The organism is Acinetobacter sp. YH12049, assembly GCF_013419875.1.
Classification (GTDB): Bacteria; Pseudomonadota; Gammaproteobacteria; order Pseudomonadales; family Moraxellaceae; genus Acinetobacter; species Acinetobacter amyesii.
On sequence record NZ_VOZH01000008.1, the window covers coordinates 73711 to 90036 of the forward strand.

The 16326-nt window shown below is 41.5% G+C and carries 10 protein-coding genes; 8 read left to right on the top strand and 2 right to left on the bottom strand.

Annotated elements, in window-relative coordinates:
• Positions 1–9 precede the first annotated feature (9 nt).
• Positions 10–1263, bottom strand: a complete 1254-nt coding sequence (locus tag FTU05_RS05075; RefSeq protein WP_180164444.1) for an MFS transporter — start codon at positions 1261–1263, stop codon at positions 10–12.
• Between the two features lie 223 nt (positions 1264–1486).
• Here FTU05_RS05075 and rpmI point away from each other — a divergent pair, with 223 nt between their 5' ends.
• From rpmI to FTU05_RS05100, 5 genes are all read left to right on the top strand, one after another.
• Positions 1487–1681 (top strand): 50S ribosomal protein L35, encoded by a 195-nt coding sequence (gene rpmI, locus FTU05_RS05080; RefSeq protein WP_065994397.1) that lies wholly within the window; start codon positions 1487–1489, stop codon positions 1679–1681.
• An 11-nt stretch (positions 1682–1692) separates the two neighbouring features.
• On the top strand, positions 1693–2052 hold the full coding sequence (gene rplT / locus FTU05_RS05085) for a 50S ribosomal protein L20 (protein ID WP_180164426.1): 360 nt from the start codon (positions 1693–1695) through the stop codon (positions 2050–2052).
• 181 nt (positions 2053–2233) lie between these two features.
• A complete protein-coding gene (locus FTU05_RS05090; protein WP_180164428.1) occupies positions 2234–8632 on the top strand; it encodes a YDG domain-containing protein in 6399 nt (2132 codons plus the stop codon).
• A gap of 204 nt (positions 8633–8836) precedes the next feature.
• On the top strand, positions 8837–10525 hold the full coding sequence (locus FTU05_RS05095; protein WP_257230086.1) for a ShlB/FhaC/HecB family hemolysin secretion/activation protein: 1689 nt from the start codon (positions 8837–8839) through the stop codon (positions 10523–10525).
• Between the two features lie 277 nt (positions 10526–10802).
• Positions 10803–11015 carry a KOW motif-containing protein gene (locus tag FTU05_RS05100; RefSeq protein ID WP_120367541.1) on the top strand — a complete coding sequence of 71 codons (213 nt, stop codon included), beginning with the start codon at positions 10803–10805 and terminating at the stop codon, positions 11013–11015.
• 76 nt (positions 11016–11091) lie between these two features.
• Here the strand turns inward: FTU05_RS05100 and FTU05_RS05105 are convergent, their stop codons facing one another.
• Positions 11092–12114, bottom strand: a complete 1023-nt coding sequence (locus tag FTU05_RS05105; protein ID WP_106986226.1) for a hypothetical protein — start codon at positions 12112–12114, stop codon at positions 11092–11094.
• A 157-nt stretch (positions 12115–12271) separates the two neighbouring features.
• Here FTU05_RS05105 and pheS point away from each other — a divergent pair, with 157 nt between their 5' ends.
• From pheS to FTU05_RS05120, 3 genes are all read left to right on the top strand, one after another.
• Positions 12272–13252, top strand: a complete 981-nt coding sequence (gene pheS / locus FTU05_RS05110) for a phenylalanine--tRNA ligase subunit alpha (protein WP_180164430.1) — start codon at positions 12272–12274, stop codon at positions 13250–13252.
• Between the two features lie 142 nt (positions 13253–13394).
• Entirely contained in the window at positions 13395–15776 is a 2382-nt protein-coding gene (gene pheT, locus FTU05_RS05115; RefSeq protein ID WP_180164432.1) for a phenylalanine--tRNA ligase subunit beta, read from the top strand.
• Positions 15773–16069 carry an integration host factor subunit alpha gene (locus tag FTU05_RS05120; RefSeq protein ID WP_004649746.1) on the top strand — a complete coding sequence of 99 codons (297 nt, stop codon included), beginning with the start codon at positions 15773–15775 and terminating at the stop codon, positions 16067–16069. The genes pheT and FTU05_RS05120 overlap by 4 nt, the downstream gene beginning before the upstream one ends.
• Positions 16070–16326: the final 257 nt, after the last annotated feature.

Below are 16326 nucleotides of genomic sequence, written 5' to 3' on the forward strand. Positions count from 1 at the left end.
AATATGCCATTATTTTTTTGACTGATGGGTAATGTCGATCCAAAACAAGTCACGGGTTTTTGCCCAACTGATCGCAACTACAGCCATGGTCATACAGCCACCAAACAGTGTCGCCATGATCGTGCCCATATATTTTGCAGCCAATCCAGATTCAAATGCACCAAGTTCATTACTACTGGAGACAAACATGCCATTGACCGCGGCTACACGGCCACGCATATTTTCAGGTGGATAGAGCTGTAAAATCGTTTGACGCACGACGACAGAAACACTGTCACATGCACCAGTCATTGCCAGTGCAAAGAGTGATAACCAAAGATGGCTTGAAAATGCGAATAAAATGGTAAATACACCAAAACCCGTTACAGCCAATAACATATTGCGCCATGCATGATGAGTTGGAGGGAATTTGGTCAATGCAATCATGGTGATGAGTGCGCCAATAGACGGTGCTGCCCGTAAGTAGCCTAAACCTTCAGGCCCCACTTTTAAAATATCTTCGGCAAAAATCGGTAAGAGGGCAATCACGCCACCAAAAAGCACAGAAACCAAATCGAGTGAAATCGCCCAAAGGACAATTTTGGTTTTCCAGATAAAACGAAAACCTTCACTTAAACTATCTTTTAAATTGTCAGATTCAATTTTAGGGAAACTGCGTTTACTGAGCAGATTAATGAGGACGAAGCAGACCGTTAGTAGTGCTGCAACACTGAGCAAACTGGTTTCACGGCCTAAAAATGCCAACATAAAACCGCCAAGCATTGGCCCAATAATCACCCCGCTTTGCCAACCAATCGTTGTCCATGTTGCACCATTGGCATAGAGCTCCCGCGGGATCAAAAAAGGTTTAAGCGACGTTGCCGAGGGATTATAGAAACCACGGATCGTTCCAAGCCCAAAAATGACCGAATAAATACCCCAAGACAGTTGGGTGACATCAATTTGCCCGAGACCATATTGGTGAAATAGCCCCCAAAGAATCAGTGGCATCGGTACAGAAAAAAACAGACAAATTTTCATAATGGTCTGTTTATTGAAACGATCTGCAAAATATCCTCCCCACAAAGAGAGGGCAATAAAAGGAATTGCTTCGGCTAAACCAATTAAGCCCAGTGTTAAGGGGTCTTTGGTGATTTGATACAGTGAATAAGCAACGATAATTTCTTGAATCAAAATGGCTAAGGTCAGACAAAATTGATTGAGCGTAACAATCGAGAAATCCCGATAACGTAGGGCTGCAAAAGCATCCTGTGCAGGTTTCATAATGGACAGTAATAGTTGGTGTGCCGACATTATATAAGCCTTATTGGGCATCGCTTATAAAATCATCGGAAAATCTATATCAGAAAATTAATTAAGATCGATATTCGGTAGAAAGATTTGCTTTTGTTTTGAGCAAAGATGCTTTAGAATACTCGCTCCCTTACCTGCAGGGCGTCTTTGCAATGGTGCAGACGTGCCGAACAGGTGTTCAAAAGAGGTTCTTATGCCTAAGATGAAAACTCGCCGTGGTGCAGCTAAACGCTTCAAGCCAACTGCAAACGGTTTTAAACGTCACCAAGCGTTCAAACGACACATTTTGACCAAAAAATCTGCTAAGCGTATCCGTCAATTACGCGGCTGTGTAATGGTTCACGTAAGTGACGTTGCTTCAGTTCGCCGTATGTGCCCATACATCTAAGGAGATTATAAATGGCTCGTGTTAAACGTGGTGTACAGGCTCATCGCCGTCATAAAAAAATTCTTGCTCGTGCTAAAGGTTACTACGGCGCTCGTTCACGCGTATATCGCGTAGCGTTCCAAGCAGTAATCAAAGCAGGTCAATATGCTTACCGTGACCGTCGTCAAAAGAAACGTCAATTCCGTGCTCTATGGATTGCGCGTATCAATGCTGGTGCTCGTCAAAATGGTTTGTCGTACAGCCGTATGATCGCTGGCTTGAAAAAAGCTCAAGTGATTATCGACCGTCGCGTACTTGCTGACATCGCTATGCATGATTCAGTTGCATTTGCAGCTTTAGCTGAAAAAGCTAAAGGCGCATTGGCTGCTTAATCATCTTAGATGATAAAAAAGACCGCTTTTAGCGGTCTTTTTTTTGCCGATTATTTTTGTGCCATTGGTCGGATAAAAGATATTTTTCCTGTTATTGATCAACTATACCTAGTTTCAGTGATAGTAGGGCTGTTTTTTTCATGTTCTAATACAGTCATTTATGATGAAATGTTGCGCGAACATGAACAAAATTTATAAAGTCATTTGGAATAAAAAGAAATTATGTTGGCAAGCAGTTTCTGAACTTGCCACACAGGGGCAAGTGTCTGGCGAAGCGAAAAAAGCGATCAAGAAGGTGAGATCTAATGCACTTACAGCATTAATGTTACCAGCACTGTCTGCGTTATCTTTCGCTGTGAGCGCAGCACTTCATGATAGTGCCTTACCAACAGGTGCGAATGTCACATCGGGTGAAGCACAGTTTCAAAATGCGGGCAATCAACTCAATATTCAGCAGAATACTCAACATTTGTCCACGGTGTGGGACACTTTTAATATTGGAAAAAAGGCTGAAGTTAATTTTGTACAGCCCAATCAATCGTCAATTGCGGTCAACCGTGTTTTAGATAGCAATGCAAGTCAAATTATGGGAAAACTGAATGCCAATGGACAAGTTTTTCTAATTAACCCCAACGGAATCGTATTTTCCAAAACTTCGCAGGTCAATGTTGGTGGCTTGGTGGCTTCGACTTTAGATCTTGAAACAGACAATCAACATGGACAAATGAGTTTTGCGAATCAAGGTAAAGCAGGGAAAATTGAGCAACATGGCAAAATTACGATAAAAAATGGTGGAACAGTTGCACTGATTGCACCACAAATCACGCAAACAGGTGAAATGATTGCACCGAATGGTGAGGTCAGACTTACAGCGGCAGATCAAGTTCGCATCCGATTAGATCAGGGGAAACTTGCTAGTTACGATATCGATCAAGGCACTTTACAGGCCTTGATCGATCAAGGTGGTGTCATTATCGCAGACGATGGTCGTGTTCATCTTACGGCGCAGGCACAACAAAACTTAGGGCGTGCTGTGGTTAACCACAGTGGTTATATACAAGCCAATCGTTTAACTACCAATAGCAAAGGCGAAATTGTGTTGTTGGCAGATCTGGCGCATGGCACCACGCAGTTGACAGGACAATTATCCGCACAAGGTAAAAATGGACAGTCAGGTGGTTTTGTTGAAACTTCAGCAGCGACTGTGAATATTACCAATAGTGCAAAAGTAAATACCCAAGCTGAATTAGGTGCGAAAATAGGTCAATGGTTGATTGATCCAGTTGATTTTGTTGTGGGGAAAGAGGGCAATATCACAGGTGCTGCTTTAAGTGCTGCTTTAGAGCAGACAGATGTCACCATTCAAACACGTGATGCACAAAGCACAGTATCGACAGATCCAATATTGATCGAGCCAAGTATAGGTCAAGGGGATATTATCATTCATGATGCGATTACTTGGCAAAGTGGTCAGGCACTCACATTGGATGCTAATAACAATATTTTTATTAATAATGTGATTGATGCAAGTCAAGGTCAAGGCGGTCAACTCCATCTGAAGTATGGTCAACACAGCCTTGATGGTAAAAGTGGCAACCAATATGCAGATTACTTTATTCAAGCGCCTGTACATTTACAGCAGGGTTTGAACTTTAGTATTCAACGTGGTTCTCATCTAGAAAATTTAAAAACATTTCAGGTTCTGACAGATATCAATGCTGTACAGAATATGAAAAATGATCTGAACGGTTATTACGCATTAGGCGCACATATTGATGCGAAGAGTGTCGCAAACTTTGTACCTGTGGGGAGCATGACTGAAGGCTCTGGCGAAGATGCAGGAAATCATCCATTTAAAGGATTATTTGATGGTTTAGGTCATGTGATTGAAAATCTAACCATTCATAAACAAGGTTTTCAAGGACAAGACAGTTATGCTGGTCTCTTTGGTAAGATTGAAGATGCGGATATCCGTAATGTCGGTTTAATCAATGCACAGATACAGGGGGGGGCATTCGTTGGTGGATTGATTGGAGAGATGACGGATTCCAAGCTCAGTAACAGTTTTGTGCAAGGACATGTCGAAGGGCAATACCATGTAGGTGCTCTCGTTGGTTACGGTTTTAATAGTGCGCTTGATCAGGTTTATAGTACAGGTTCAGTGAATTATGAAGATGGTGAAAGTACACTGGTTGGATATCTACATGATGCTTCCATTACCAATGGCTATTTTAGTAAGCAAAATGGTGCTGTAACCGTATGGGATGGATTGGGTGTAGACAGTGTGTTGAGCGCTGAAGAAGCTCAACAAAGCCAATCTTATAGCAATTTAGGTTGGGATATTACAAATACTGCGGGACAAGCAGCAGCATGGCGTATTTATGACGGGCAAACAGGACCTCTACTCAAGGCATTTCTGACACCACTTACCATAAAAGCCGATGATTATGTGGGCGAATACAATGGTCAAGTGCAAAACAGTAATAGCTATACAACCTCTGTTCAAAGCGCAGATCCAACGCAAATTTTAGGTGAAGCCATCTATACGGGTGGTAGTAAGAATGCGGGTCAGGCACAGTCTGAAATAACAGGGTTGTACTCCACGCAAACAGGCTATGACATCGACTTTGTTGCAGGTCAGGTACAAATCAATAAAGCCAAAATTTCAAGTATTGGCAATGCCGTCACCGACAAAATCTATGATGGTTCACTGACAGCAAATTTGACAGGGCAAGCGCAGGCAAATGGTCTATTTGGTGCAGATCAAGTACAGGTCAATGTTGGAACGGCCTCTTTTCTGGATAAAAATGCAGGTGATAACAAAGCTGTTGTTTTAAGCGAAGTTACATTGTCAGGCCAAGATGCCACGAATTATGAATTGGTGAATGAACTCAGTACAGTAGCGAATATTTCACGCCGAGAAATTCAAAACATTACGGGGATTCAAGCCCAAGATAAAATTTATGATGGAACGCGTACGGCACACATTGACCAGTCGCAATTGGTATTGGATGGATTGATTGTAGGAGATCAACTGAGCTTAGATGCCAATGCACAATTTACGACCAAGCAAGCAGGAACAAATAAAGATGTGGTCATTGACCAATTGAGCTTAGGTGGTGCAGATGCATCAAACTATGTCTTGTCTGAACAATTACAACAATCAGGTACGCATTCAAGTGCAGATATTCATCAAGCGGAAATTCGATTGGTGGATGGCTTAAATGTACGAGATAAAGTTTATGATGCAACCACAACCGCAGTACTTGAATCACAAAATGTAGTATTTGATGGTTTAGTACAAGGGGATCAGCTTAGGGTGGATGGCACTGCAAGTTTTGCAGATAAACATGCAGGTGAAAATAAAGTTGTTTATTTGCATAGCTTAGATTTAATTGGTGAAGATGCGTCTAACTATCGCTTAGTGACACAGCCCTATCAGTTGAGCGCAAGCATTGATAAAGCCATACTGAATCTCAGCAATCTTTTGGCAACCAATAAAATCTATGACGGGACTTTAGATACTCAGGTTGAATTATGGAATGTTCAAATTGATGGTCGCTTAGGCAACGACTTGGTCAATGTTGCAGGCGGTAAAGCACAGTTCGCAGATAAAAATGCGGGTCAAAACAAGACGGTTTATATTTCGGATTTGGTGCTGACAGGTGCGGATGCAGAGAACTATCAGTTACAGCAAGCACCATTGACCGCCACGGCGAATATTGCTCAGCGTGTCATTTCAGACATGAGCGGTTTTGGCAGTATTGTTAAAACCTACGATGCCAAATTGAGCGCACCTTTAAGCACCCAATATGCACAGACCCATGAAGCAATTACGGGTGACAATGTCATGCTGTATGCCACGGATGCTAGTTTCGGGGATAAAAATGTCGGTTTAAATAAAGTCGTTCGTTTGCATGGCTTAGAGCTTATTGGGGCAGATGCTGCCAACTATGCTTTAGCCACCAATGCCCAGTGGTATCAAGGCAGTATCAACAAAGCCCTCATTGCAGATATTCAAGGGCTGATTGCCGAAAACAAAGTCTATGACGGTACAACCCATGTGCAACTCAATCAAGATCAAGTGAAGTTGGCTGGTGCTTTCATTGGAGATCAGTTGAACTTAGAGATTGGTCAAGCCCAGTTTGCAACAAAAAATGCTGGACAAGATCGTCTAGTGAGTGTATCTGGACTGACGCTGAATGGACAAGATGCACAAAACTATCAGCTGTTGCCAACATCTCTCAATTTACAGGCGAATATTGATCAAGCGGTTATTCATCTGCAAGGCGTACAAGCACTCGATAAAACCTACAATGGCAATATCAATGCGCAGTTTAATATCAATGACATAGCATTGAATGGAAAAATTGCAGGGGATGATTTAGGACTGGTATTGAATGGTGTCTACGCAGATAAAAATGCAGGGACAGATAAATCAATTCGTTTAGTTCAGGCTTATCTTTCGGGTATAGATGGTCAGAACTATCGTTTAGCTGAGGGAGCTTTACAGACTCACTATGTTGCGGATATTCATCGTGCCAAAATTTCCGATATTACAGGTTTGAATGCAGATAAAGTATATGACGGTACCACACAGGCGTTGATCAACACTACAAATGCTGTTTTAAACGGCAAGATTGAAGGGGATGATTTACAACTGCTGGCAGATGGTACATTTGCAGATAAACATGCAGCAGCAGATAAAAACGTACAGGTCAATCTTCAATTGGTCGGTCAAGATGCGCAAAACTATGAATTAGATAAGCCAGTGCCTACTTTAACTGCAACCATTGATAAAAAAATCATTTCTGCGATTCAGGGGATTACTGCCAAAGACAAAGTTCATGATGGAACAACAAAAGCAGATCTGAATTTGGACGCTGCTATATTTGATGGAATGATCGTCGGTGACGAGCTAGGCGTACAGGCTGATGGTCATTTTACTGATGCTGTAGTGGGTAGCGATAAAACCGTCCATATTGAAAATATAGTCCTTACGGGAGCAGATGCACAAAATTATCAGCTTGCAGATGTGCCATTCACCACGACTGGGAAGATTAAGGATAAAGTCATTTATGGTGCAATGGATTATGTGCCAATCGGTGGGAGTAATCTGGATATAACTCCACTTGATATCTCATCAATGGACATAGAAACAGCCTTGCTAGCAGTGCAAAGTCAAAGAGCGAACTTGTTAGAAAGTCAGCTTCGAGATCAGATTGCGGGAGTGCAGGCTAGGAATGATCAAATTGGCAAACTCAATACAGTGTCGAATAGTTTGCGGGCTTTATTGGCGGTATTTTCAACATCGCAAAATTCTATCCAAATTACTGCTGGATCAAATATAGACCAGCTATTTCAGCAACTTAAAGTTGATGCTCAATCTGCTGGTGTAGATATTGGAAGCTTATTGAAAGGCAATGTTTTAAATAAAGCAGATATAGAGGCTTTGCAAACAGGAATTAAAGGTCAAATAGATTCAGCGTCAAACTCTCAGCAAATGGATATGCTGCGTTTGCAGAGTTTGACGAGTAAACGCAATGAAGCTTTTGAAAGTCTAATAAACTTTATCAAAAAAATGCAGGACATCCGTAATTCTATTATTGGCAATATGCGGAATGTTGTTCAGGCACCAAAAGTTGTTATTGTTGATGCAAATGGTAATCCACAGGCAAGTACGCCTTCGAGTGTGACACTACCAGCAAATGGTTCCCCTAATACAAATTCTTTACTCAATGACCCGCTGTTAAATCTAGAGTTGGAAATGAACCATTGGCATAGCCTGATACAGGCACAGGATCAACTCATACAAAGCTTGGCTGATGCGATGAAAGATGTGATAAGACGGGCAGGTTCTGAAAGAAATACGAATAGCCAAACACCAAATCTAGCTAATACAAATGCTGCGATTCCAGCAGTTTTACCTGCATCAGTACCTTCTCCGGCACCAGTTGATCCTGCATCATTAGCTACAGCTATACAAAATAGTGGAAATTCATCTGGTGTAGCTTCAAGTACAAATGGTGGCAATTCAGGTTTGGGTACTAACCCGAGCAACGAAGCTATACAGAGTTTATATACAGCATATTTTGGACGACCGGCTGACGAGGCTGGGCTTGCCAATTGGTCAACACAGCTATCTTCTGGCACCATCGCTCAGCAAAGTATTGGTCTTTACAATAGTGTTGCACAAGCTGGTGGAAATGTGTATGTACCAGCCTCAAGCACTAATACGAACGAAATTTTATCAGAACTCTATCAAAATTTATTTGGACGACCGGCTGAAGGAGGGGGGCTAGCCTATTGGACACAAGTATCTTCTGGAAACAGTAATATGAGTTCTCAGTCTGTAATTGAAGCTATTAGAGCTAGTACTAGCGGAACATCTACTTCTTCAGACGTTTTGATAAATCAACAATTATCGGCCAATCCTGTAAGTTCTGATAGCGTACCTCAACCGATTTTGGATTTTATAACTGATGCATCCAATTCATTGTCCTCAGGTACAAATAGCTCCTCTGCCGAAGCAATTAAGCAGGCATTAGAGAAATTGCAACGAGATAATCTTGCAAAATGAAATTGAGATAAGGACACATGATGTAGCCCCATTTGGGCTACACAATGATTGAGATCATTGGCTACATAGCGAATGGGGCTGAATAAATGAAAACACTAAAAACTTTAGGTGTTAGTAATCATGTTCAGAATTCGACATTGAGATATAGCTTTTTCTATAAATGAAATACCAGTCTCTTTTTAAGAGTGAATATTGGGGGTTGAAATGAATAATAATTTAATGAGAATTACTCATCCTAGAGCATTGCTTTTATGCTGTTTAATGGCAACAGGTCAGCTTTGCTTGGCTGAAAATATCCCTAATGCTGGTGAGCTTTTACAACAGCAACAACAGCCGATATTAGAAAATAAGCCAACCACATCGGCATTGCCAAAAGCAAGCTTACCAAATGCTTTGCAAGGTGAGCAGAAAGTATGGGTAAAAGCATTTCGTTTTCAAGGCAATACTTTGTTTTCTGAACAGGTTTTACAGCAGGAAATAAATGCTTTGAGTCATCAAGAACTGAGCCTAACTCAATTGCAATACGCATTAGATCAAATCAATGATTTTTACGCCGAGCAGGGATATAGCTATTCATTTGCTTTTTTTCCTGAGCAAAACTTATCAAGTGGTATTGTCACTATTCAAGTGGTGGAAACGCTATTAAGCGGTATAAATCTGGATAATCAAACCAATACTCAACCGTGGTTATTGTCACAAATATTGGCACCTTTACAAAACAAGCAGTATTTATCTGATCAGCATTTAAACTTAGTGGCCAGCCGTCTTGCACTTTTGCCTGGGATCTCTCAAGAAATCAGTTTGGCGCGTGGTACTGAGCCCAACACCACACAGGTCAATGTGCAATTATCATCGGCACAAAAGTTAAGTACATATATTGGTGCGGACAACGTGGGTGGAGAATATACGGGCGAAGTTCGTGGTCGTGCTGGTTTACGCTTATACCAGTTGGCAGGTTTGGGGGATGAGCTGAGTCTAGATGTGATGAGCAGTGGATCTGGGCTAAACTATGGTCAAGTGGGATATAACTTCTTTGTGAATGGTTATGGTACTCAAGTGGGTGCAAGCCACTCATACTTAACCTATACCTTACAAAAAGAGCTTAAAGCAGCGGGCTATGAAGGTATTGCAGCCGAATCTTCTGTCTGGTTAAAACAGCATCTGAATACGGGTGAAAATAGCCAAGCAGCTTTGGGTATTGTATTGACGCATAAGCAATTAGAAGATGACGTACGTACAGTGCAAAGTGAGAATCATCGTAGGATTCAGTCTGCGCAGTTGAATTTAAACTATTACGGCAGTGATTCTCTTTGGGGTGGTGGCGTCAATAGCCTATCGACCTCACTTAATTTTGGTCATTTAGATTTAAAGTCAGCTGACGTGAAAGAGGTGGATACTTTAACCCGTAAAACACAAGGGGAATATACCACTATGCTGGTCAATGCAACTCGCTCGCAAAAAATCACTGATGCCAATCAGCTCTTTGTCTCTTTAACAGGTTTCTACAGCCCTGACAATTTAGACAGTGCCGAAGCATTTTATGTGGGTGGCCCAAGTTTTATGCGTGGTTATAAAAATAGTACGGTTTCAGGTTCTCAGGCAATCAGTGCCAGTGTTGAGTTAAGCCAAAGCCTTTGGTCAAGTGCAGAAAATCGAGTCAATGGAACGGTATTTTTTGATGCAGCCAAGTTAAAACTAAATGCATCGACATGGCAGGGCTTTAATAGCAAAAATGATATTTCACTTAGTTCGGCAGGGGTGGGTGTTAATTGGAATAATAGTTTGGTTGGACAACTCCAAGCTCAAGTCGGTTTCCCTTTAAGCGATCAACCAATACAATTGGCAGAGCGTGATGACCATCAAGTGTGGATTTCATGGCAAAAAGTATTTTAACAGTTCATCCTCGATGACATATAAAAGACCGCTTTTAGCGGTCTTTTTTTTGCTTTAATTTTGGCTAATGCTTAATTTAGACGATTCAAAAAACACGCTCAGAAAATATTTTGAAATTATAAGCATGTTTGAAGCTCTCTTTTAAAAGTTATATTTGCTCCTCACCTTGATCATTTAAACCCAAAAAAAATCAAAATCAGCCGTTACATAAATCAGCTTTAATACTTGCTCGGCTACCTGCTTAATATTTAAAAAAACCAAACATTAGGATAAGAATATGCTGGCAGAAATACGTGGAATGGAGCAAGGCACCATTACTCTAGAATTACAAATGATTCCACGCAAAGGGGAATCTGTTAAAATTATGTATGGACCAGATGCACAGCTTGAAGGCGAGGTGGTTTCTGTGAATCACTACATCAATCAGCATGCCAATGAACATAAAGTGCAAATAGAAATTCGGCCATTTAACTATTTAATTACCGCTTAATGAGGCTGTAAAAAAAAGCATCCATATAGGATGCTTTTTGATAGAGCTTGTGAAGCTGGATCAGTTTATCTTTGTCTTAAAGACCAAAATAATAACCACATAAACAGATGATGACTGTGACCACAATTAGCGCAAAAACCCCAGTTTTATTATTGCCGTTGTCATCTGCTGACGGCTTAGAGTAAGCATTCTTTTTCTGACTATTTGGAAGCTGTATATCATCTAAAGGTGATGGAATTTCTTTCACGGTCAAACGTGCAGTTTTATAGTGGTTGGCAACTTTGACAATAAACTTACTGCGAAGATCATCTAACTTTTGCGAAAAATGACGCATATTCAGCTGTTCTTCTGCTGGTAGTGCTTCACCTTCAGCGTTGTATGGATGCTGAATTTTGTCTTGAATAAAAGTATCCAGTGCATCTAAGCGAAGTAAGGTCTGATGTGCATAATCCGCTTGGTAATCTGTCGGCAATAAAGACAGTGCGCTTACATTATTCTGCAGTTGCTCGTGATTCAGCCCATAATAAGGGCTATCTAGCTCAGTTGGTTCAACAAAACCTTTGGCAAATTTGCTATCAAATAATTCATTGTCAGTATAAAGCTGAATATCATCCCAATTGGGTTGTTGTAAGTCGCTATCTATTCGTTTGGCTAAAGCGTTATTTAAGTCAAAGCGCCAAAATGTCTCAAGACGTAATGTAGATCGTTGAGATGTAGGTGCTTCATAATCATTGTCTGCGGTGTACCATTCTGCTAACTCTTTACCAAAGATCCAAGCCTGCTTTTTATGGGCATCATGGCTCACAATAAAGTGCGCAATAGGTAGAAGCTCAACATTGGCATTAGGATTTTGTTCGTCATTCAATAGTGCAGAGCGGTGCAGACTAATACGCTGAACACCTTGTTTTTTTAAGCCTTCTAACCAAATTTGAAAATGCTGTGCCAACAAATGTTGTGACATTAAGTCACGAAACACAAAATGGTGCTGATCGAAAATAGCATGCTGTACCCAGCGTTGAAAACTTAGATTTTGTGCTAAAAACTCATTTCCATAAGTAACCAGTGTTAGTTGCTGTTTCCAAATTTGATCGAGCGCCATAATGAAAGATCTCATTGATAATGCGCCTATCTTATACTTTTTTTAATTCTTGATGCTATTGCAATTTTTACTTATGAATGCGCTTCATCATCGCGTTCAAAAACTGTTAGAATATGGGGTTTTTATATTTTTCTAAATTGTTGCTTTGAGAGTTACTATGTCACTGGAAGCCCTGACCACTGAAGCGCTCGCTGCGATTGCAGCAGCAGATGACCTTGCTACACTTGATCAAGTTCGAGTGCAGTTTACGGGTAAAAAAAGCCAGCTCGCGGAACAATCGAAGTCGCTTGGTAAGATGGATCCTGAAGAGCGCAAAGCCTTTGGCGCTCAAATTCACGCGGTGCGCGAAGCAATCAGCGGCGCGTTGACTGAACGCCAGTCAGAATTACAAAAAGCGGCGTTAGAACAAAAGCTTGCCAGCGAAACTATTGATATTACTTTACCCGGCCGCGGTCAAACGGCGGGCAGCATTCACCCTGTGACTCAAGTTCAAGAGCGTATCTGCCAATTCTTTACCAAAGCCGGCTTTACCGTTGCAACAGGCCCGGAAGTGGAAGATGATTATCACAACTTTGAAGCATTGAATATTCCGGGGCATCACCCTGCGCGCGCAATGCATGACACATTCTATTTTGATGTGAATCACTTGCTTCGTACGCATACCTCTGGTGTGCAAATTCGTACCATGGAAACACAACAGCCACCGATTCGCATTGTATGTCCGGGCCGTGTATACCGCTGTGACTCTGACCAAACGCATTCACCAATGTTCCACCAAATTGAAGGTTTATACGTTGCTGAAAACACCAGCTTTGCAGAATTAAAAGGCTTGTTGGTTAATCTTTTAAATGAATTCTTTGAAAAAGATTTAAAAGTACGTTTCCGTCCATCTTATTTCCCATTCACTGAGCCTAGTGCTGAAGTGGACATTATGGATGAGCGTGGCAAATGGTTAGAAGTATTGGGTTGCGGTATGGTGCATCCAAACGTATTACGTTCAGCAGGTATTGATCCAGACAAATACAAAGGCTTTGCCTTCGGTTTAGGTGTCGAGCGTTTTGCAATGCTGCGTTACGGCATTAATGACCTGCGCATGTTCTACCAAAACGATGTGCGTTTCTTACGCCAATTTGCTTAAAACGAATTTAAACAGTTATTTGGAAATTATTGAAATCCCCCTAAATCCCCCTTTGTAAAAGGGGGACTTTCCTGTCTTAAAGGGCAGATGTGTTTCCCCTCTTTTTAAAAGAGGGGCTAGGGGAGATTAAGGAAATGAATTTATGAAAATTAGCGAAAATTGGTTGCGTACATGGGTTAATCCAGCCATTGATAGCAATACTTTATCTGACCAGCTGACCATGTTAGGTTTAGAAGTTGATGATTTATCTCCTGCTGCAAAACCATTTACAGGTGTTGTGGTCGGTGAAGTGTTAACAGTGGTTCAGCATCCGGATGCTGACCGTTTACGTGTCACTACCGTAAACATTGGTTCAGGCGAACCGTTACAAATCGTTTGCGGCGCGCCAAATGTACGTGCAGGCATGAAAGCGCCTGTCGCGACCATTGGCGCTGTGCTTCCTGGCGATTTCAAAATCAAAAAAGGCAAGCTTCGCGGTATTGAATCGCAAGGCATGCTCTGCGGCGCGTCTGAAATTGACCTTGAAGATAAAATCGACGGTCTATTAGAGCTTCCTGCGGATGCACCTGTGGGCACCAATATCCGTGAATATTTAAGTCTTGATGACCATGTGATTGATATTAGCATCACGCCAAACCGTGGTGACTGCTTCAGTATTCGTGGTATTGCACGTGAAATTGGTGTGATTAATCAACTCCCTGTGACTGCCCCTGAAATTAAAGAAGTTGCTGCAACAATTACTGATGAGAAGAAAGTTGTTGTTGAAACTGATGGTTGCCCACGTTACTTAGGTCGAGTGATCAAAAACGTCAATACCAAAGCACCAACTCCTGAGTGGATGGAGCGTGCATTAGCTCGTGCAGGCATTCGTCAGCACAGTATTTTGGTCGATATTACCAACTACGTTTTAATGGAATTGGGTCAACCTTTACATGCATTCGATGGCGGTAAAGTTGAAGGGGCAGTTCGTGTACGCCAAGCAACAGCAGCAGAAAAGTTAACGTTGTTGAATGAACAAGAAGTTAAATTATCTGAAAACGTGATGGTGATTGCGGATGATCAAAAAGCTTTGGCGATTGCAGGGATCATGGGCGGTCTAAGTTCAGCCGTTTCTGACGATACCACTGAAATTTTCCTTGAGTCGGCGTTCTTTGATCAACTCTATATCGCAGGTCGTGCACGTAGTTTTGGTTTGCATACTGATGCATCTCAGCGTTATGAACGCGGTGTAGACTTTGAATTGCCGATGACGGCAATGCACCGTGCTTCTCAACTTATCGCTGATTTAGCTGGTGGTGAGTTTGGTCCAATTACTGTTGCTGAAAAAGTTGAATTATTACCAAAACGTGAAGCCATTGAACTGAACCAAGCGCAAGTCGATCAACTCCTCGGTTATAAAGTTGAATCTGCATTTATTACCGATGCTTTAACGCGTTTGGGTTGCAATGTCACTGTGAAAGCAGAAGGTGAGTGGACAGTTGTACCGCCATCACACCGTTTTGACATGGCGATTTATCAAGACCTCATCGAAGAAGTGGCACGTATTCACGGTTACGACAATATTCAAATTAGCTTGCCGGTGATTGATGTCAAACTGGCGAAATACCAAGACCAATTTGAATTGGTTCAGTTACGTCAAACTGCAGTGGCTTTGGGTTATCAAGAAGCAATTAGCTTTAGCTTTGCAGATGCGAAACTAGAGAAACAATTGAATCCACAGGTTCAACCACTAGCGCTTGCAAACCCGATTTCTAGCGACCTTGCAGTGATGCGTTCAACCTTATTATCAAGTTTGATCCCATGTGTGCAATACAACGTGAACCGTCAGCAAAATCGTGTTCGTTTCTATGAGCTTGGTCTACGTTTTGATTATCAAGGTGCGAACAGCATTCATGATCTCAAACAGATCCCAACCTTTGCACTAGTTGCAACAGGTTCGCGTACGACTGAATCTTGGCATGGTAAAGCACAGCCTATGGATTTCTTTGACTTTAAAGGCGATGTAGAAGAGATTTTAAATTCTGCACGTTTAAATGTTGAATATGTACGTTCAGAACGTACGTGGTTGCATCCAGGCCAATCTGCTGAAATCTTAGTCAATGGTCAATCAATTGGTTACTTCGGTCGTTTACACCCATCTTTAGAAGATGAGTTGGATTTGGCGACTACTTGGGTCGCTGAATTGGATCAATTGGCTGTTTTGCAAACTTATGTATCTAATTTTACAGAATTATCACGTTTTCCGTCGGTTCGACGTGATATTGCGCTTTTAATTAGTGATAAGATTAATGTTAGTGAAATTCAGCAACTTATCGAAAAAACAGGCGGTGAACTTTTAGACGCAGTTTGGTTATTCGATGTGTACACTGGTCAAGGTGTCGAAGAAGGCAAGCGCTCATTGGCATTTGCAATTCAATGGCAACATCCAACACGTACATTAGAAGATGCTGAAATCAAAAACGGTATGGATAACATACTTCAGGTGTTGGAAAACACTTACCAGGCGACATTGAGGGCTTCATGACAGCATTAACAAAAGCAGAAATGGCTGATCATTTAAGTGAGCTCACGAGTTTAAACCGTCGTGAAGCAAAACAAATGGTCGAGTTATTCTTCGATGAGATTAGCCAAGCGCTAATCTCTGGGGAACAAGTTAAACTCTCTGGTTTCGGTAACTTCGAGTTGCGTGATAAACGTCAACGCCCAGGCCGTAACCCGAAAACGGGTGAAGAAATTCCGATTTCTGCCCGTCGTGTAGTGACCTTCCGTGCGGGACAAAAATTCCGTCAACGTGTTGGAAATGAGCAGATCGATTGATCTGCTTTTTTTTGTCTTTGATTTAGTAGGCGCAGTGTTCATCATCTATCGCACAAGTCATGTTGAAGAATATTCGTTTTAAAGTGAGACGATATATTTGAGTTGAGTTGTCGTAAAGATTGATTGTGGCTTTCTTTGAGCTAAATCTTCAGTTTTTATTTTTCAATAAGCATGGGTTTAGTATTTTGAATATTAGCTATTTTTTATTAATTAGGGTTTAAAGTTTGAGGCAATAAAAAAGAGAGCCAAAGGGCTCT